17 protein-coding genes are annotated in these 19750 nt (G+C 59.3%); 7 read left to right on the top strand and 10 right to left on the bottom strand.

Annotation, left to right across the window (positions count from 1 at the left end):
* Window positions 1–2: 2 nt before the first annotated feature.
* Together tsaE and RGU44_RS22335 are read right to left on the bottom strand one after the other, a co-directional pair.
* Window positions 3–473, bottom strand: coding sequence for a tRNA (adenosine(37)-N6)-threonylcarbamoyltransferase complex ATPase subunit type 1 TsaE (gene tsaE, locus RGU44_RS22340; protein ID WP_322277961.1), 471 nt, complete (start codon window positions 471–473; stop codon window positions 3–5).
* Entirely contained in the window at window positions 461–1951 is a 1491-nt protein-coding gene (locus tag RGU44_RS22335) for an NAD(P)H-hydrate dehydratase (protein WP_322277960.1), read from the bottom strand. The genes tsaE and RGU44_RS22335 overlap by 13 nt, the downstream gene beginning before the upstream one ends.
* 61 nt (window positions 1952–2012) lie before the next feature.
* Here RGU44_RS22335 and queG point away from each other — a divergent pair, with 61 nt between their 5' ends.
* On the top strand, window positions 2013–3092 hold the full coding sequence (gene queG / locus RGU44_RS22330; protein WP_322277959.1) for a tRNA epoxyqueuosine(34) reductase QueG: 1080 nt from the start codon (window positions 2013–2015) through the stop codon (window positions 3090–3092).
* A 19-nt stretch (window positions 3093–3111) separates the two neighbouring features.
* Here the strand turns inward: queG and RGU44_RS22325 are convergent, their stop codons facing one another.
* Complete coding sequence (locus RGU44_RS22325) at window positions 3112–3723, bottom strand: trimeric intracellular cation channel family protein (protein ID WP_322277958.1); 612 nt, start codon at window positions 3721–3723, stop codon at window positions 3112–3114.
* A 114-nt stretch (window positions 3724–3837) separates the two neighbouring features.
* Window positions 3838–4392 carry an oligoribonuclease gene (gene orn, locus RGU44_RS22320; protein WP_322177568.1) on the bottom strand — a complete coding sequence of 185 codons (555 nt, stop codon included), beginning with the start codon at window positions 4390–4392 and terminating at the stop codon, window positions 3838–3840.
* 99 nt (window positions 4393–4491) lie between these two features.
* Here orn and rsgA point away from each other — a divergent pair, with 99 nt between their 5' ends.
* Window positions 4492–5523 (top strand): small ribosomal subunit biogenesis GTPase RsgA, encoded by a 1032-nt coding sequence (gene rsgA, locus RGU44_RS22315; protein WP_219062421.1) that lies wholly within the window; start codon window positions 4492–4494, stop codon window positions 5521–5523.
* A gap of 62 nt (window positions 5524–5585) precedes the next feature.
* On the opposite strand, the gene motB is transcribed toward rsgA, so the two are convergent.
* Window positions 5586–6608: a flagellar motor protein MotB gene (gene motB, locus RGU44_RS22310; protein WP_322277957.1), complete on the bottom strand. Its 1023-nt coding sequence runs from the start codon at window positions 6606–6608 to the stop codon at window positions 5586–5588.
* Between the two features lie 3 nt (window positions 6609–6611).
* Window positions 6612–7463, bottom strand: coding sequence for a flagellar motor stator protein MotA (gene motA / locus RGU44_RS22305; protein ID WP_322177565.1), 852 nt, complete (start codon window positions 7461–7463; stop codon window positions 6612–6614).
* Between the two features lie 207 nt (window positions 7464–7670).
* Here motA and RGU44_RS22300 point away from each other — a divergent pair, with 207 nt between their 5' ends.
* From RGU44_RS22300 to RGU44_RS22285, 4 genes are all read left to right on the top strand, one after another.
* Window positions 7671–9206: an HDOD domain-containing protein gene (locus RGU44_RS22300; protein ID WP_322177564.1), complete on the top strand. Its 1536-nt coding sequence runs from the start codon at window positions 7671–7673 to the stop codon at window positions 9204–9206.
* 45 nt (window positions 9207–9251) lie between these two features.
* Complete coding sequence (gene rhdA, locus RGU44_RS22295) at window positions 9252–10067, top strand: thiosulfate sulfurtransferase (RefSeq protein WP_322277956.1); 816 nt, start codon at window positions 9252–9254, stop codon at window positions 10065–10067.
* Between the two features lie 89 nt (window positions 10068–10156).
* A complete protein-coding gene (gene asd, locus RGU44_RS22290; RefSeq protein WP_322182998.1) occupies window positions 10157–11026 on the top strand; it encodes an archaetidylserine decarboxylase in 870 nt (289 codons plus the stop codon).
* A 180-nt stretch (window positions 11027–11206) separates the two neighbouring features.
* The gene (locus RGU44_RS22285; protein ID WP_322277955.1) at window positions 11207–13009 is read left to right on the top strand and encodes a molecular chaperone; all 1803 of its coding nucleotides are present in this window, start codon (window positions 11207–11209) and stop codon (window positions 13007–13009) included.
* Between the two features lie 69 nt (window positions 13010–13078).
* Here RGU44_RS22285 and serB read toward each other — a convergent pair whose 3' ends face one another.
* Window positions 13079–14296: a phosphoserine phosphatase SerB gene (gene serB / locus RGU44_RS22280; protein WP_322177562.1), complete on the bottom strand. Its 1218-nt coding sequence runs from the start codon at window positions 14294–14296 to the stop codon at window positions 13079–13081.
* Between the two features lie 130 nt (window positions 14297–14426).
* Here serB and RGU44_RS22275 point away from each other — a divergent pair, with 130 nt between their 5' ends.
* Window positions 14427–15977, top strand: coding sequence for a histidine kinase (locus RGU44_RS22275; RefSeq protein WP_322277954.1), 1551 nt, complete (start codon window positions 14427–14429; stop codon window positions 15975–15977).
* A 113-nt stretch (window positions 15978–16090) separates the two neighbouring features.
* Here RGU44_RS22275 and RGU44_RS22270 read toward each other — a convergent pair whose 3' ends face one another.
* The 3 genes from RGU44_RS22270 to RGU44_RS22260 form a co-directional block, all read right to left on the bottom strand.
* On the bottom strand, window positions 16091–16801 hold the full coding sequence (locus tag RGU44_RS22270; protein ID WP_322177560.1) for a PqiC family protein: 711 nt from the start codon (window positions 16799–16801) through the stop codon (window positions 16091–16093).
* Between the two features lie 180 nt (window positions 16802–16981).
* On the bottom strand, window positions 16982–19240 hold the full coding sequence (gene parC / locus RGU44_RS22265; RefSeq protein WP_322277953.1) for a DNA topoisomerase IV subunit A: 2259 nt from the start codon (window positions 19238–19240) through the stop codon (window positions 16982–16984).
* Window positions 19241–19250: 10 nt separating this feature from the next.
* Window positions 19251–19730, bottom strand: a complete 480-nt coding sequence (locus tag RGU44_RS22260) for a retropepsin-like aspartic protease family protein (protein WP_407074642.1) — start codon at window positions 19728–19730, stop codon at window positions 19251–19253.
* Between the last annotated feature and the right edge of the window lie 20 nt (window positions 19731–19750).

The following is a 19750-nucleotide window of genomic DNA, read 5'->3' as shown; positions in this document are numbered from 1 at the left end:
ATTTATTTGAATTCCAAAGCCAAAGCGGCACACCAGGTTTCGCCACGCGAGCCTCTCGGGCTCAAAGTCAGTGATCGACCTTCCGCATGCGTCCTAATGGTAATGGTCAGGTCGGGCTTTGGCAAAAAGCCCGCACCACGTTGGGGCCACTCGATCAGACAAAGCGCACTCCCATCGAAGTAATCACGGATACCCATGTACTCTAGCTCCTCCGGATCGACCAGCCTGTACAGATCAAAGTGAAAGGCCCGAACCGGTCCGATTTCATAGGGTTCGACCAGGGTGAAGGTCGGGCTTTTGACGGCACCGACATGCCCAAAGCCCCGGATAATCCCGCGTGACAGGGTGGTTTTGCCCGCACCGAGGTCGCCTTCGAGAAAGATCACCCCAAGCCCTTCGGTAACCTGAGCGATACGTGAACCGAAGCTCATCATGGCGTCTTCATCGGCCAGGTGCAGCGTTAGTTCAGACACGGTGACTGTTCCTCCAATAACTGACGAATGGCTGGAATGACATCACTGGCCGCCAGCCCCCGGCCCGATTTCCCTGCACGCTCGCCAGCGCTGGCGTGTAACCAGACCGCCAGACACGCCGCTTCGAACGCCGGCAGTTTCTGCGCCATCAGCGCCCCGACCAGTCCAGCGAGCACATCGCCCAAACCAGCAGTGGCCATCGCCGGATGACCGTGATCACACAACGCCAGCCGCCCATCGACGCTGGCAATCAGGCTGCCCGCCCCTTTGAGGACGACAACCGTCTTGTATTTCTGTGCCAGCGCCTGCGCCGCAGCCGGACGATCCGCCTGAACCGCCTGAGTGCTGACCCCCAACAACCGCGCCGCTTCGCCTGGATGCGGGGTGATCACGCTATCGGGCGGCAGGGTCACAACGCCAACGGCCAACAGATTCAGCGCATCGGCGTCCCACACTTGCGGACGCTGGGCATTGGCCGCCGCTGACAACAGGCTGCGCCCCCAACTGGCCTGACCCAAACCAGGCCCCACCACCAGCACGGCAGCCGGCTCGATCAAGGCGCGCAATTGATTGGCCGAGCTGATGCCCGCGCTCATGACTTCCGGGGCTCGCGTCAGCGCGGCCGGCACATGTTCACGGCGGGTCGCGAGCGTCACCATGCCCGCACCACTGCGCAAGGCGCTTTCTGCCGACAACAGCGCCGCACCACCAAACCCGTGATCACCGCCAATCACCAACACGCGACCGAACAGCCCTTTGTTCGCCGAGGCAGATCGAGCGGCCAGACGCGGCAAATTAAACGTATCCAGGCGTTTAGCACTGACGGGCGTTTGCGCCACGATCAGCGGATCGGCCTGCAGGTCATCGAATACCAACTCGCCAACCCGGTCCACGGCATCGCCGGTGAGCAACCCCAGCTTCAGACCGATAAAGGTCACCGTGAGCTGAGCCCGAACCGCAACGCCAAGGGTTTTACCGGTGTCGGCACACACCCCGGAAGGAATATCGACCGCCACGACAGGCAGACCGCTGGCATTGATCGTATTGATCGCGCTGCGGTAAGGCTCTCGCACCTCACCGCTCAGGCCCGTACCAAGCAGCGCATCGAGGACAATGCCGCTCAGCACCCGCTCGGTGGACCAGCGCACGATGCTGACGCCCGCCTTCACCGCCTCGGCGTGTGCCTGCAAGGCGTCGCCAGACAATTGTGCAGGATCACCCACCGCCAGCACCACGACCTGCCAGCCCGCTCGCCGGGCCTGCGCCGCGACCAGATATCCGTCACCGGCGTTATTCCCACGCCCTGCCAGCACGGTCAATTCACGTGCCTCTGGCCAATGGCGACGCAATGCTCGCCACGTCGCATGGGCCGCACGCTGCATCAATTCAATGCCAGGCGTGCCGGCCGCAATCAGGCGGGCGTCGAGGTCTCGCACGTGGGCTGCGCAGTACAATGCGTCGGGTTTAGTTGGCAACATGCGTCATAGGCTCCGATGTCTGGCAGAATTATACGCACCTCCGCTCCGGTTTCCTCTTCACATGCCCGCTATTATTGCCAATCCGCCAATTACCGCCGACCTGGCCGCCCTGGCCCAATCGATCAAGACCTGGGGACGCGAGTTGGGCTTCCAGCAAGTCGGGATCGCCGGCCTGGATCTGGCTGAGCATGAACAGCACCTGCAACGCTGGCTCGATGCGGGTTACCACGGCGAGATGGACTATATGGCCGCCCACGGGAGCAAACGTTCGCACCCGGAAGAGCTGGTGCCGGGGACGCTGCGCGTGGTGTCGCTACGCATGGACTATCTGCCGGGCGACACTGAAATGGCGCAACGTCTGGCCCAGCCGGAAAAAGCCTACGTCTCGCGCTACGCCCTGGGCCGCGACTATCACAAGCTGATCCGCAAACGCGTCCAGCAACTGGCCGAACGCATCCAGCACGCCATCGGTCCGTTTGGTTATCGGGCGTTCGTCGACAGTGCACCGGTACTGGAAAAAGCCATCGCCGAACAAGCCGGGCTGGGCTGGATCGGCAAAAACACCCTGATACTCAATCGCAAGGCCGGCAGCTATTTTTTCCTCAGTGAGTTGTTCGTCGACCTGCCGCTGCCCGTCGACCCGCCGCACACCAGCGAGCATTGCGGGCGCTGCACGGCCTGCCTGGATATATGCCCTACTGCAGCGTTCGTCGGCCCTTACGTGCTGGACGCCCGACGCTGCATTTCCTACCTGACCATCGAGCTCAAGACGGCGATCCCTGAAGAGCTGCGCCCGCTGATTGGGAATCGTGTGTTCGGTTGCGATGACTGCCAGATCGTCTGCCCCTGGAACCGCTTCGCCCGCCCCACCAGCCAGGGTGATTTTCAGCCACGGCATAATCTGGACAATGCGGGGCTGGCCGAGTTGTTCCTGTGGGATGAAACGACCTTCCTCAGCAACACCGAAGGCTCGCCCCTGCGCCGCGCCGGTTATGAGCGCTGGTTGCGCAATCTGGCGGTTGGGCTGGGCAATGCACCATCGACCATTCCCGTGCTGGAAGCGCTGGAAGCTCGACGCGACTACCCGTCGGAGCTGGTGCGTGAGCATGTGGAGTGGGCATTGAGGCAACATGGGCGATGAAACGGTGCAGGTCCGGATTTTACGGCTCATCGCTGTAAACGAACTTGGGCATTTCCCAACGAAAACGGATCGCCAGCAGCCGCAACAAAAAACCGCCAAACAAGGTGATCAGAATTGCCTGCTCATTGGGTAACCCCAGATATTGGCAGATCAGATAGCACCAGGCCGCCACGAATGACACGCTGGCGTAAAGTTCGCGACGGAAAATCAACGGGATGTCGTTGCAGAAGATATCTCGCAAGATGCCGCCAAATACCCCGGTAATCACCCCGCAGACTGACGCGACCAGCATGCCATGCCCGGTCTCCAGCGCTGTCATGCAGCCGATCAGCGTGAACGCCACCAACCCCACCGCATCCAGTACCAGAAACAACGAACGCAAATGGCGCATCAACGGCGCAATGAAGACGGTCACCAACGCCGCGACGCTGGTCAGAACCAGATATTCAGGGTGTTTGACCCAGGTCAGAGGATAATGACCCAGCAACACGTCACGGACCGAACCGCCACCCAGTGCAGTGACGCAAGCAATCAGCACCACGCCAAACCAGTCCATCCCTCGCCGTCCGGCTGACAGCGCACCCGTCATGGCCTCCGCAGTGATGGCGATTAGATAAAGCATCAGCAACATGGCGGAGTCCCCGCGATAAAGCCGCGCAGTCTAACCAGTCAGACGAAGCACCAAAAGAGGTGCGCGGCGAAATTTATCGCCACGCCTCTGCTTTCACATCACGTTGTTTCCCTGTTACACCTTGATGAAGTGCTCACGGTAGTGACGCAATTCGCCGATCGATTCGCGAATATCGTCCATCGCCAGATGGGAGCCGCCCTTCTCGAACTTCTTCAAGTTTGGCGCCCAGCGGGCTGCCAGCTCTTTAAGCGTGGAAACATCGAGGTTGCGGTAATGAAAGTAGTGCTCCAGCGTTGGCATGTGCCGATACAGAAAGCGACGATCCTGACAAATGCTGTTACCGCAGATCGGCGAGCTGCGTTCCGGCACCCATTGCTGGATAAAGGCCAGGGTCTGCGCTTCGGCTTCAGCGGTACTGATGCGGCTGTCACGGACCCGTTGAGTCAAGCCAGAGCCACCGTGTTGACGGGTGTTCCACTCATCCATGCGGGCCAGCGTCTCGTCACTTTGATGCACGGCAATCACCGGCCCTTCAGCCAGCGTGTTCAGTTCGCTGTCGGTGATGATGGTCGCCATCTCGATAATGACGTCGGTGTCCGGGTCCAGACCGGTCATCTCCAGGTCGATCCAAATCAGGTTCTGCTTACTAAATTTTTCTTGCGTGGGCATGTCGCGACTCCTCAACTTAGGCGCGCAGTTTAGCCTAGCGGGACATGCTAGACTTGCGGCGTTTTACCTAATCAGCTGCTTTATCGACTCGGAACACCCATGGCCAAACGCCAACTCAATCGTCGCCAAAACTGGCGCATCGAAAAGATTCAGGGCGAGCGCGCCTCCCGCGCCGCCAAACGTGAATCGCAGACCCTTGAAACACTTGAGGGCGGCGATCTCGGCCCTGAGCAAATAGGGCTTGTGATCGCTCACTTTGGTGTGCAGGTCGAAGTCGAGGCACAGGAAGGCGAGCAAACCGGTCAGGTGTTCCGTTGCCACTTGCGCGCCAACCTGCCGGCGCTGGTCACCGGCGACCGGGTTGTCTGGCGTGCCGGCAATCAGGGTATCGGCGTCATCGTCGCGCAACTGCCCCGCACAACCGAGCTTTGCCGCCCGGACAGCCGTGGTCAGCTCAAGCCGGTTGCCGCCAACGTCGATCTGATCGTGATCGTCTTCGCGCCGATGCCGGAGCCGCACGCCAACCTGATCGACCGTTATCTGGTTGCCGCCGAACACGCGGGGATTCGTCCTCTGCTGCTGTTGAACAAGGCTGACCTGATCGACGACCAAAACGCTCCAGCGCTCAATGCGTTGCTGGCAGTTTATCGGCAGTTGGGCTACCCACTACTGGAAGTGTCCGCCCATCAAGGCGACGGCATGCAGCAGCTGCAAACCCAGCTGGACGGGCATATCAGCGTGTTTGTCGGTCAGTCCGGTGTCGGTAAATCGTCGCTGGTCAACAGCTTGCTCCCGGAAGTCGAAGCCCGTGTCGGCCCGCTTTCCGAACTGTCGGGTCAGGGCACTCACACCACGACCACCGCGCGCCTGTTCCACTTTCCACGCGGCGGCGACTTGATCGACTCCCCGGGAATTCGCGAGTTCGGCCTGGGCCATGTCAGCCGCGCCGATGTCGAAGCTGGCTTCATCGAATTCAATGATTTGATCGGAACCTGCCGTTTCCGCGACTGCAAACATGATCGCGAACCGGGCTGTGCCCTGCTCAAGGCCCTTGAAGAAGGCCGCGTTCAGCAACAACGGATGAACAGCTACCGCTCGATCATCGCCAGCCTGCCTGAAAACAGTTACTAAGCTTTCCTGCACGCAGTAAAAAGCCGCGATCATCGCGGCTTTTTTGCACCTGTTGACCCACCCTACTTCTTGGTCTCATCCATCTTCAACACGCCATCTTCAAAGATGTTGAGCTTGTCTCGCAGTTCATGGGGCTGCAGGGGTGCTTGCGGGGCCGGATCTACTGAAGTACCAGGGGTGACAGCCGGAGCAGCGGCACCGGGTGCTGGCGTCCCGGACTCAGGCGTTTGCGGTGCTGACTGGATACCCTCGATACGCTGTTGGGCTTTCTTGGTCAGCACAATGATGTCGATACGACGGTTCACCGGGTTCTGCGGGTTTTCATGATCGTATAAGGATGACGACGCGTACCCGACGACGCGCGCCACTTGCGATTCAGGATAACCACCCGCGACCAACGCCCGACGCGCAGCGTTGGCTCGGTTCGACGACAACTCCCAGTTGCCGAACTCTTTGGTCCCGGCATAAGGCGTAGCGTCCGTATGACCGCTGATGCTGATTTTGTTCGGCACAGTTCGGATGGTGTCTGCCATGGCCAGCAGGATATCTTCGAAATACGGCTTCAAACGAGCGCTGCCAATGTCGAACATCGGCCGATTTGCAGCGTCCATGATCTGTATGCGCAAACCGTCCTGGGTGATTTCGAACAATATCTGGTCCTTGAACTTCTTCAGTTCCGGATTTTCCTCGACCTTGTTCTGCAGCTCTTGCAGCAGCATATCCAGACGCTCCTGCTCGACTTGCTCTGCAACGGCGTCGACCTTTTCGCTCTCGATCTTGATTTTGTCTTGCTGCGGCACGGTCTCGACTTCGGGATTCAAGGTTTTGTCGGGCGCAAGCGTTGGCGACCCCCCTAGGTCAATGATGAACGGCGTGCCGCTTTCACTGAAACCGATCGGATCCTTGAAGTACCCGGAAATGGCAAGTTTCTGTTCCGGAGTGGCCGAGGACATCAGCCACAACACCAGAAAGAACGCCATCATCGCCGTCGCAAAGTCGGCAAAAGCGATTTTCCAGGCGCCGCCGTGGTGCCCGGCGGCATAGCGCTTGATGCGCTTGACGATTATCGGCTGATTATTTTCCATGACTCAGCGACCGCGAACCGCTTGCTCCAGCTCACTGAAGCTGGGGCGATGCGCTGGATACAGAACCTTGCGACCGAACTCCACAGCCAGTGATGGCGGCATGCCCGAGGCCGAGGCAACCAGCGACGCCTTGATGGCTTCAAAAACGTTCAGCTCTTCCTTGGCGTCATGGGCCAGAGACGTGGCCAACGGGCCGAAGAAACCGTACGCAGCGAGAATACCGAAGAAGGTACCCACCAGTGCGGCACCCACGTGCATGCCGATCGCAGCCTGGTCACCCTCACCCAGCGAAGCCATGGTCACCACGATGCCAAGCACCGCCGCGACGATACCGAAACCGGGCATCGCATCGGCAATCCCGGTGACCGCGTGGGAAGGATGGTCCAGCTCTTCCTTCATGCTTTGTAATTCCATGTCGAACAAGCCTTCAAGCTCGTGCGGCGCCATGTTCCCTGACGACATGATCCGCAGGTAATCGCAGATATAAGCGATCATGCGCTCGTCTTTGAGCACGCCGGGGTACTTGGCGAAAATCGGGCTGGCCGCGGCATCTTCGATATCGCCTTCAATCGCCATCATGCCTTCGCGGCGGCTCTTGTTGAGAATCTCGTAGATCAGGCTGAGAACTTCCAGATAAAACGCGTGATTGAAGCGCGTGCTGAACATCTTCAGCGACTTCTTGATCACGAGGAGGGTCGTGTAACCGGGGTTGGCCTGGAGGAACGCACCCAATGCCGCGCCACCGATAATCATGACCTCGAAAGGCTGGATCAGCGCGGCAATCTTGCCGTGAGAAAGGACGTATCCGCCGAGCACACTAGCGAAAACGACAATGATGCCGATAATTTTAGCCATAGATAAAGAGTTCTTACTGAGTCGGGTTCGAGGTCATGAGCGGAAGTTCTTGAAACTCTTCTTCTACTTATCGGCATAAGTGCGCCAGACTATAGTCAGTTAAGGCGAAAAGCCAGTTCGGCCCGCATAGCGAGGAGTCTGGCGTCGATCGGTCCTTGAACCCGGCATACGACATTATCCTGACCTCTTAGCCGTACAGGCCCCTGCATGCCCCCAGAAACCTCAGCACAGCTTCCCGTTCCACGCAGCCTCGACGCTTGGCTCAAGCAACTGGAGAGCATCCGCTTGCCTGTGCCCATCGCCAGCCACGAACGCGTGCTCGGTGCGCTGGCTGATAGCCGCCGCTCGTTGCGCGAGATTGCCGAGCTGATGCAGGAAAGTCCGTCGCTGGTGCTCAGCGTATTGCGCGAAGCCAATCATCACAGTACTGGCTTGTCGGAACCGGCGGAAAGTCTTGAAGTTGCCATCAACCGCCTGGGCTTGAAACGTACCGAAGAATTGCTCCAGCGCCTGCCCGCACGGGCCCCGCAGGACATACCACCAGCCCTGCGCCAGTTACAGCTGATCAGCCAGCACGCGACGCAGCAGGCCAACGGGCTGTTCGCCGGTCGCCTGGCTCGACTCTGGCAGGACATTCACTGGGGCAGTTTGCTGTTCTTGTCGCCGCTGTGGCCAATGGCGGTCGCCCATCCCACACTGCTTGAGGAATGGGAGCTGAGGGTGATTCACAAGGGCGAGTCGGCGCTGATCGTTGAAACCCAATTGTTCGGCGTCAGCCTGCTCAAACTGTGCCTGACAGTGGCTGAAGCCTGGCGCCTGCCCATGTGGGTCACGCAGGGTTATCGGCTGCTGATCAGTGAACGCCGATTGCTGGTCAAAGCGATACGTATTTCCCGCGACCATCTCCACCCGTTACGCCAGCGGCAACTGCTGGACGAGGACCCTGCCCTGCAACGCTGGCTCAACCATCCGGCCAATACCATCCTGCTGGCCAACGGCATCGCGCTGTCGGCGCAACAGGCCTGGGATACCCCGCACAGCCTGCGCTGGCAGTTGCTCACCAGCCTGTACCTGCAACAACCCCTGAGTGAAGTGCAACAGCAACTGCACCAACAGGCGGTGCAAAGCGCTCGCCAACATTGGGCGCGCGGGCTTTGGCACCCTGCAGAAGCGTTGATCTGGCCGTGGGAAACACGGCGGATGCACCGTGGCCTGCTGCCTGCGCCGCCACCGTCGGCCGAGGCACTGCTGGCCTGGCGCAAATGCTGCACCGAGCTGTTGGTCGAGCCCAGCGGCTTCAACAACGCAATGCACCTGACTACTTCCGCCCGCGATGCGTTAGTGGCCTGCGGCATGCAGCGCGTCATGCTATTGATGACGGACCGCAACATGACCACCCTGCGCGTTCATCAAATTGCAGGGCTGGACAAAAGCGCGGCCAACCTCACGCTGCAAATCAGTGAAAGCACCGTCTTGCAACGCTTGCTCGCGCAACCGACCCAATTGCGCTTGAATCCAGCCAACAACGCGCAGTTTTCGGCGCTGTTGCCCGGACAGCTGAAAGGGCTGTTTACCGGCGAGCATCTGTTGCTACGCTCACTCAGCAGCAACGGTAAGGTGGTCATGCTGGTGTTTGCCGATCAAGGCGGCGGACCACTCTCGGAAATCAGCGTGCAGGCCTTTGGTAAAACCGCGCAATGTATCGAGCGCGCCTTAAGCAGCTTTAGCGCCCGCAAAGCCTGACGCGTAAGCTACAATTTGCCTCTTTTTTCTGATCTGGAGAACTAAATGCCGGACTTCTCTAGCTTGCCGCTGGTCATCGAGCCCAGCGACCTGCTGGCCCGCCTTGACGCGCCAGAACTGATTCTTGTCGATCTGACCAGTAGCGCGAGCTACAGCGCCGGACACATTCCCGGCGCACGCTTCGTCGATCCGAAACGCACACAAATGGGCCACCCACCCGCGCCGGGCCTTTTGCCGTCGCAGGCCCAGCTTGAAGTCCTGTTCGGTGAGCTGGGGCATAATCCTAAAGCGGTTTACGTGGTCTATGACGACGAAGGCGGCGGTTGGGCCGGACGCTTTATCTGGTTGCTAGACGTGATTGGTCACTCACGCTATCACTACCTCGACGGCGGCCTGCATGCCTGGCGAGCTGAAGCGCGGCCACTCTCGAGTGAGGTTCCACCGAGCGTTGGAGGTCCCGTGCCATTGACCCTGCACAGCGAACCGACCGCGACCCGCGAATACCTGCAATGTCGTCTGGGCGCTGCCGATCTGGCAATTTGGGACGCACGCGGACCGACCGAATACTCAGGCGAAAAAGTCCTCGCAGCCAAGGGTGGGCATATCCCCGGCGCGGTCAATTTCGAATGGACCGCTGGCATGGACCCGGCACGCGACTTACGCATCCGCAAGGACATGCCGCAGATTCTTGAAAGCCTGGGCATCACGAAGGACAAGGAAGTGATCACCCATTGCCAGACCCACCATCGCTCCGGCTTCACCTATCTGGTGGCCAAGGCGCTGGGTTATCCGCGCGTCAAAGGTTACGCCGGCTCGTGGGGCGAATGGGGTAACCACCCAGATACGCCTGTCGAAAAATGAGGCGATCCATCAGCCCGGGTCACCGCTGACCAGGGCCCGTATTGCAACCTCTTTTAACTGCAACTTTTTATAGATGCTTCGCTTTAGGAATTTTGATGAAACAGCGTTTGTTTATCCTCAGCCAGTACCTGATGCCACACCATTTGTTGTCTCGTCTGGCGGGCTGCGTTGCCGAGTGCAAGGTGCGCTGGTTCAAAAATGCCTTCACCGCCTGGTTCGCCCGGCGCTATCAGGTGGACATGACGCAAGCCTTGGTCGAAGACCTGACCGCTTATGAGCATTTCAACGCTTTCTTCACCCGCGCCCTGAAGCCTGGCGCACGACCGCTGGATGAAACGCCTGGCGCGATCCTCAGCCCTGCCGACGGCGCAGTCAGCCAATTGGGCCCAATCGATCATGGTCGAATTTTCCAGGCCAAGGGTCACAGCTTCAGCGTGCTGGAACTGCTGGGCGGTGATGCAAACCTGTCCGCACCGTTCATGGGTGGTGAATTCGCGACGATCTACTTGTCGCCAAAAGACTACCATCGGGTCCACATGCCGCTGGCCGGGACTTTGCGTGAAATGGTCTACGTGCCAGGACGCATTTTCTCGGTCAACCAGACCACAGCCGAAAACGTCCCTGAGCTGTTCGCCCGTAACGAACGCGTAGTTTGCCTGTTCGATACTGAGCGTGGCCCAATGGCCGTGGTGTTAGTGGGCGCGATGATCGTCGCCTCGATTGAAACAGTCTGGGCCGGTTTGGTTACACCGCCCAAACGCGAGCTGAAAACCGTACGCTATGACGAAGCTGCTCGCGCGCCGATTCATCTGGAGAAAGGCGCTGAGCTTGGACGCTTCAAACTGGGCTCCACCGCCATCGTGCTGTTCGGGCCAAATCAAGTAAAGTGGGCCGAACAGCTTGCCGCAGGCACTCCGGTGCAGATGGGGCAAGCCATAGGCCTGGCTGCCCAGGCGTGACGTCAAGTCACGCCGCTCAATACCCTCAATCCGATAGACTGACGGGCGAGTATTGCCGCCCGTCGGCGGCACTCGATCATCAAAGGCTGCGACTGCACGCCTATGCTGCTAAAGTCGAATCTGGCAATGTTCAGATGAGCAGCCGCTCGAGCCATTGTGCTGTTGGAGTTTGTCGGGCAAATGAGTAATTCAAGTCTGGAGTTGTTGCTGCGTGTACCCACGCCAACGCAGTCGAGCCTGTCGTTCTGCGATGCCACTCCGCGCGACCTGAAACGCTGGATCTCAAGCCTGCCCAAAGCCAATCTCGGTGAAACCGCCCGCCTGCTCTACCAAAGTATGGGCGAGCTCAGCCAGTTACTGACGCCCAGCGACAACCGCCTGCAATTGCTCGAACTCCTGCGCCCCGAGGTTTATTACGTCTGCAAGAACCTTGAGCGGCACTTCCTCAGTCAGGCGATTGTGCTCGACGAACGCCCGCGTAAAGTTGCGAACCTCTGCCAGGCCCTGCAAAACCACTTGGCCATTGGCTACAAACAGATCATCGCGCGCGTCTCGCCGAACCTGACTAAAGATAGAGCTTCGCTGCTGACCACCGCCATGCAGCGCGCTATGCACTGCCTCAATGGCTCTTTGATTCGCGCCAGTCAACTGTATTGCCCCGTACCAGAGGGCCTGTGGCTTGAGCTGCATCAGATTTATCTGATTGCGCGTCAGCATCAGTTAAATAACATCGCCGTGCCCGACAGCCTGGCGAGCCATACCCAGACGCTGAGCATCGAGCAAACGTATGGGGTGGCTTTGCTCTTGGGTTGTTCGCGCTGTAACCAGATGCGTCAGCTCAATATCGGCCGCTTGGCCGAAGTCCTCGGGTCCTGGAGTGCATTGATCAAGCTGCAATCGCCAGCGGAAGACTCCAGCCTGTTCGCTGTAGCACAGACCGTCGATGCGCCACCGCGTTACAAGTCACTGTTCCTTGATGAGCAACTGCCCGGTCTGCTGGGCATCAATCCACTGCCACTGGCGGCAGCCATCAAGGACTACCTGGACTTGCCCGAGGAGAAACGCGGGCAATCGCCGCTGCTAGTACCCCACGGCTTCACTCTGGATCTGTTGCAACACCTGGCGGCGGCCTGGGGCGACGTCTCCGAACGGACGTTTCAGCGCACGGCCGGCCAAGGCACCCTGACCTTGTGCCTTGGGATGAACGCCCTGCACTATTACCTGGGCGGACAGAAGTCGTTCAGCGAGATGCTCAAACTGCCCGCCGTCAGTCAGACTGCACAGTTCACGACGCAGTTCGCCAAAATCGCCTCCACCGATGCGTGGGCCACCACCTTCGACAGTGAGCGTGACGGCACATCGGACAGCATGCTGCCGTACGAGGAGATTCAGTATCAGCAGGCCGAAGTGGACGGTGGCGACCCGGTGTCCAACGCCCAGCAGACGTTCCCGACCCACGCCCTGAACGTTATCAACCACAGTCCGGGCGGCTACTGCCTGGCGTGGCCCAAAGACGTTCCGCCTCAGTTACAGGCAGGGGAAATGGTCGGCATTCAAGACGGTGCCGGTCAGGGCTGGAGTATCGCGGTCGTGCGCTGGATTCGTCAGGTTCGCGGTGGCGGCACGCAAATGGGTATTGAACTGGTTGCACCCTATGCTCAGCCATGCGGCCTGCAACTGGTACGCGTCAGCGAGCCAAGCAGCCAATACCTGCGGGCACTGCTGCTGCCTGAAGTGCGCGCAATCGACCAGCCAGCGACGTTATTGGCGCCGCGCCTGCCCTTTCAGGAAGGCAACAAGGTAAGGATCAACACCAACGGCGAAGAGCGTCGGGCCGGCCTGGGCAAGCGTCGTACCGGCACCGGCAGCTTCAATCAGTTCGAATACCAGACGATTGAGGCACCACGCAAGAAAGGCATCGCCGGCGGCGCCGAAGATGCGACGTCCGGACAAGAGTTCGACTCGTTGTGGACGTCTTTGTAACAGGCGGCGCACCTGGTAGCACTTGGTAGGCAAGCCTGCTCCCCCAGTCAGACTGAGGGAGCAAAAACCTTATAAGCCCCGCCCATCCCGATCACGAAAACCGAGCAGGTATAGAATCCCGTCCAGCCCCAGCGTCGAGATCGCCTGTTTGGCCGACTGTTTGACCAGCGGTTTGGCTCGGAAAGCGACGCCAAGACCGGCAATCGCTAACATCGGCAAATCATTGGCCCCGTCACCGACGGCAATCGTCTGCTCAAGGCTCAGGCCTTCTTTGTGCGCCAACTCACGCAGCAGGTCGGCTTTGCGTCGAGCATCGACGATCGGCTCGATGGCCACGCCGGTAACCTTGCCATCGACCACTTCCAATTCATTGGCGAACACGTAGTCGATGCCCAACTTGGCTTGCAGCTGTTTGGCGAAATAAGTGAAACCACCCGACAGAATCGCAGTCTTGTAGCCCAATCTCTTGAGCTCGGCGAACAGGGTTTCGGCGCCCTCGGTCAGACGCAACGAAGCCCCTATTTCATCCAGCACACTGACGTCCAGGCCTTTAAGCAGCGCCAGTCGCTCTTTGAAACTGGCGCGAAAATCCAGTTCGCCACGCATGGCCCGCTCAGTAATTTCCGACACCCGCTCGCCGACACCGGCCGCCTTGGCCAGCTCGTCGATAACTTCAGCCTCGATCAGCGTCGAGTCCATGTCAAATACCGCCAGACGGCGGTTGCGCCGAAACAGCGAGTCCTGCTGGAACGCGATATCAACATTGAGTTCTTGCGCCACGCTGAGGAACTCGGCCTGCATCGCACCTGGATCGGCCGGCTCGCCGCGCACGGAAAACTCGATGCAACCCTTGCCTTTATCGGCTGGCGTATCGAGCGGCATGCGTCCCGACAGGCGATCAATCTGATCGATGTTCAGGCCATACTTGGCGGTAATGGAACTGACACGCTGCAATTGCTCGGCCGTGACCTTACGGGTGAGCAACGTCACGATATGCCGCGCCTTGCCCTGCCCGTTGACCCAGTGCGCGTAGTCCTCTTCGGAAACTGCCGTGAAGCGCACCTGCTGATCAAGCTTGTAAGCCGTGAACAGGATGTCTTTAAGCACCGAGGAGCCTTGTTCGGTTCCCGGAATCTCAACCAGGATGCCGAACGACAACGTGTCGTGGATCACCGCCTGACCAATATCGAGAATATTCACCCCACCCTGGGCAAGCACCCCGGTAATGGCCGCAGTGAGACCCGGACGGTCTTCACCAGTGATGTTTATCAGGACGATTTCGCGCAAGGCGCACCCCCGCAGTGGAAAAAAACCGCATTCTAACCACTTTCAGTGACCATCGGGCACAGCGAGCGCTTTGCCGCTCAAGGGTCGGTCGCTATACTGCCCGGCAACTTCACCAAAAGAACCGTGCTCAGTGAACCGGCCCACGCCAGTTAAAACCGATAATTTTTTCCTGCTGATCTTTCGGGCATTGCGCCATAGGCGTGTACCGCTTGCTTTGCGCATAGCCAGCCATAACGTGATTCTGGTCGCCTTGGCGTTGGTGATCTATGCCTGCGTGATGGGCCTGCAGTTCAAGCAGGCCATGCACGAACAGGCTGATGCCCTCGGCCAGGCCCTGACCACGCAAACCGCGACGTCCGCCACGGAACTGTTGGTGTCCAACGACATCCTCAGTCTCAACGTACTGTTGGGCAATCTGGTGAAGAACCCGCTAGTGGCCCACGCAGCCATCTACAGCGTGGATAACCGCATCCTTGCAGAAGCCGGTCAGCGCCCTAAAAACGGCCTGCTGGGTGAAGCCGAAGGCTTGTACGAGATCAAAATCACCTTCCAGGACGTGATCGCCGGGCATCTGCGCATCAGCCTGGACATGGCGCAATTCCAGCAGCCGATGACCATCAGCTTGCAAAGCATGGGCATCCTCAGCGGCATTCTGCTGGCATTGGCACTGGCGCTGAGCTTGCGTCTGGGTCGTTATATCTCGACGCCCCTGCTGCAATTGCGCGTGTGGCTGCGCGATATCGACGAGCACACACCCGCCACCGAGCGTCAGGATGAAATCGGCGACCTGGCCCGTCAACTGCACGCCTCGTTCGCGCCCGAACCGCCTGAACCTCAGCCCGTTCCGGAACCCGAATACGACGAACACGCTGGCAACGATCCGCACCTTGAAACCGAAGAGGACGACGAACCCGGGTTTACCGCGAACGACCTGCACGAACCTGGTTTCGATGAAGCACCTAAACCTCGCCTGCCAGCGCAAGCGCCGAGGCGCATCGTCGCGGATGAAGATGAAGAGGACGAAGAAGACCCCTTCGCCGATCTGCGTGATCATTCCACCCCCGCACCCGTGGTCAAGCACGCTCCGATTGTCCCGAGCCAGCCGCAACACAGTGCGGTACTGGCCGTACAGCTTGGCGCCCAGGATCAACTGCGCCGTTTGCCCCGCGCTCGCCTGACCGATTTGCTGCAACGTTACCGTGACTGCCTGGATCAGGCGGCATCGCTGTATCAAAGCGAACTGCACACCCTGAACGATGGCAGCACGCTGATGCTGTTCCATAGCCAGGACAGTGGCGAGGATTACCTGACCAACGCAATTTGCTGTGGCGAGCTCCTGCGCGCCCTGGGCCATGCCTTGCAGATCGAGGTCGCCGACAGCGGCATCACTCTGCAATTGCAGTTAGGCCTGACCCTGAGTGACGGGCTGTTCGGTTTGAGTCAAATCGACCTGTTGCTGACCGAAACCGCCCAAGATGCACTTGCGCTGTCACAACACAGCCGGAACCTGCTGCTGGTGGAGCGCAAGATCAGTGATGATGTCCTGATCCGCCAACGCGCCCGTATCCGACCTATCGCCAGCCCGGAAGGCGCTTGCTGCGTCGAACGGCTGATGGAACCCTACCCATCCATGCTCGAACGCCAACTGGCGCGGATGCATGAGAGCCGGGGCAAGGTTTAGCGGATACCGCCATCGCGGATAAGCCTGCGCCAGCCTGAAGGTGTTGGTGAGTCACCGCCCAATAAAAAGCCCACATCGCTGTGGGCTTTTTATTGGGCGGTGGAGCCACTTCCTTAGAAGCGGAACACTTCCATATCCGTACGAATCGGTGAAGCCAAGGGAATCTTTGGTCTGCCCTGATCTTGCTCTTTATTAGTGCGAGTCTGAGCCGAAGGCTGCTTTTTAGGTTCGTCCGCAGGCTGGTTGGCCAGGGGTTTGACCGCAACGCTCAACTGATCGGCCAGACGCTGCAAAAGTACGCCCTGCGCTTTTACCTGTGCAGCAGAGGTCCCGACGTGGGGCTCTTCCAGGTGAATCAGTCGGCTATCGCGAACCTGGCCCCTGCGATCAAGCAAGCGCCACTGAGCATCGAGCACCGCTGGTTGGCTTACACCCGAATCAAGCCGGGTAATGGACAATAAGACCTGCACATCCGGTGTAAAACCAGCGACAGCCGGTGCCAGCACCACCCGCTGACTGTCCAGCTTCCAGGCCAGTCGGCGCAACAGTAGTTGATCGATGTCAGAAGACAGACTACCCGCCCAGCGACCATCGGCCGATGCCGTCAGGCTGCCATCCGGCTGCCGTTGCAACAGGGTTTCACGTTGAAGGTAATCGGCCACTGAAACCGGCCCCAACAAAACAGCCAGCCCTGCACTTTGTTTAGGTTGACCCGGCTCACCGGCGTCAAGCTGATATAACGAAGTCGGTTGTTGCATGCTGCAACCGGCAAGCCCAATTACGCCGGTCATTAATAAAACAAAAGGAAGGCGTAAAAAATTCATCATCCCATCCAGGTAGTCGCCACAAGGCACACCACAGCGTCAATACTCACAAAATACATGAAGGCACTCAGCCACGCTGGTGACTCAAGACGTCATATCATCCGTGAATATTGCTCATGACTCCAGCGATTATGCGTCGGCCATCATGGCCAAATGAAGACCGAGCGCTCTATTCCGGCATTACAGGCTACTTTCGACCAATAATGCATCCACACGCTGGAAGCCTCGGGGAAGCTTGTTACCGCGTCGACCGCGCTCCCCTTTGTAATGCTCGAGGTCATCAGCCTTCAACGACAGGGTGCGCTTGCCGGCTTGCAGCACCAATGTCGCGCCTTCCGGGACCACCGCCAGGTCGGTCACGTACTCTTCGCGGCTGGCCACACGCTCGCCCGGAATACCGATGATTTTGTTGCCCTTGCCTTTGCCCAGCTGCGGCAAATCACTGACTTTGAAAATCAACAAGCGTCCCTCAGTGGTCACTGCCGCAAGCCAGTTTTGCTCACGATCAGCCACTGGCCGCGGCAGAATCACCTTGGCGCCATTAGGCAGACTCAGCAACGCCTTGCCCGCCTTGTTCTTGGCTTGCAGGTCTTCACCTTTAACCACAAAGCCATAGCCTGCGTCGGAAGCGATGACGTACAGCGCGTCGTCGTCCGGCAACAGTACACATTCAAAGCTCGCACCCGGCGGCGGCGTGAGACGACCGCTCAACGGTTCACCCTGGCCACGGGCGGACGGCAAGGTATGTGCCGGCAGCGAGTAGCTGCGCCCCGTAGAGTCAATGAAAACCGCAAATTGGTTGGAGCGCCCGGCGGCCGAGGTCTTGAAGCTATCCCCGGCTTTGTAGGAAAGACCGGTGGCGTCGATATCGTGACCCTTGGCGCAACGCACCCAACCTTTATCCGACAGCACAACTGTGACCGGCTCGGTCGGCATCAGCTCGTTTTCCGACAACGCCTTGGCTTCAGTGCGGGACACAATAGGCGAGCGACGGTTGTCGCCATACGTTTCAGCGTCCGCGATCAGCTCAGTGCGCACCAGCTTACGCAACTTGGTTTCGCTGCCCAGCAGCGATTGCAGACGCGCCTGTTCCTTGCGCAACTCATCCTGCTCGGCCCGCAGCTTCATTTCTTCCAGGCGAGCCAGTTGACGCAAACGCGTGTCGAGGATGTAGTCAGCCTGAATTTCCGACAGCGCGAACCGCTCGATCAGCTCCGCTTTCGGGTGTTCCGCGGTGCGGATGATATGGATGACTTCATCAAGGTTCAGGTAAGCCGTTAGCAAACCGTCCAACAGGTGCAGGCGGCGCTCGACCTTGTCCAGACGGAATTGCAAACGTCGGCGCACGGTGCCGATACGGAACACCAGCCACTCGCTGAGCAACGCCTTGAGGTTCTTGAGTTGCGGCTTGCCATCGAGACCGATGATGTTGATGTTCACCCGGTAGCTGGATTCCAGCTCGGTGGTGGCGAACAGATGCTGCATCAACTCGTCGAGTTCGACCCGATTGGAACGCGGGATAATCACGATGCGGCAAGGATGCTCATGATCCGACTCGTCGCGTAAATCGGCGACCATCGGCAGCTTCTTGGCCTGCATCTGCGCAGCGATCTGCTCCAGCACTTTGGCGCCGGACACCTGATGCGGCAACGCAGTGACGACGATATCGCCGTCTTCGATGCGATACACCGCACGCATGCGCACCGAGCCTTTGCCGGTTTCGTACATTTTCAGCAGATCGGCGTGCGGGGTGATGATTTCCGCTTCGGTCGGATAATCCGGGCCCTTAATGTGCTCACACAGCTCTTCGATCGTGGCCGTGGGCTCATCGAGCAAATGCACGCAGGCAGAGGCGACTTCACGCAAGTTATGCGGCGGTACATCAGTGGCCATGCCCACGGCGATGCCGGTGGTGCCGTTGAGCAGAATATTCGGCAGGCGCGCCGGCAACACGGCCGGCTCGTCGAGGGTTCCGTCGAAGTTCGGTACCCAATCCGCCGTGCCCTGACCCAGTTCGCTGAGCAGCACTTCGGAATAGCGCGACAACCGGGCTTCGGTGTAACGCATGGCGGCGAAGGACTTCGGATCATCCGGCGCGCCCCAGTTACCCTGGCCGTCGACCAGCGTGTAGCGATAGCTGAACGGCTGCGCCATCAGCACCATGGCTTCATAGCAGGCCGAGTCGCCATGGGGGTGGAATTTACCGAGAACGTCGCCGACGGTACGCGCCGACTTCTTGTGCTTGGAGTCGGCATCGAGCCCCAACTCGCTCATGGCGTAGATAATACGCCGCTGTACAGGCTTCAGGCCGTCGCCGATATGCGGCAGGGCACGGTCCATGATCACGTACATGGAGTAGTTGAGGTAGGCCTGTTCTGTGAAGTCAGCCAGTGATCGGCGTTCTACGCCATCCAGGCTGAGGTCAAGGGAATTGCTCATGCAAGCCTCATCATTTCGTGGTCTGGCGCAGCAGCATAGTGCCGCCGCGCTGGGTGAATTCAAGTTGTTTCATTGCGCTCATGCCCAGCAGTATCTGTTCGCCTTCCAGACCGGGCGCCACCAGGGCGCGTACGTCATGCAGGACGATATCGCCCACTTGCAGACGGTCGATCGTGGTGCGAAAACCCTCGCTCCGGCCATTGGCGGTATTGACCGTCACCGGCGTGCCGCGTTTGAGTCGCAATGTATCGGCTACCTTGCCGGGAATCGCAACGTCGGTGGCGCCGGTATCCAGTAAAAACTGCACCGTCTGGCCATTGATCTGACCACTGCTGACGAAATGGCCCTGGCCGTTGCTCAGCAGTTGCACTTCGATATAGCCATCACCGTGTTGCGAAGTTACCTCCGTATTGGGGTTTTCCTGGCGCGCCTCCCACTGCCCGAAAAAGCGTGTGGCCAGAAACAGCGCAGCACCCCACGCCAGAATCATCAGCACGCGGCCCGCACGCT

Origin of the sequence: Pseudomonas sp. 5C2, from assembly GCF_034314155.1 — a bacterium.
Taxonomy (GTDB): domain Bacteria; phylum Pseudomonadota; class Gammaproteobacteria; order Pseudomonadales; family Pseudomonadaceae; genus Aquipseudomonas.
The sequence above is the reverse complement of the archived record's forward strand: the minus strand, read 5'-3'. Positions and strand labels throughout refer to the sequence as shown.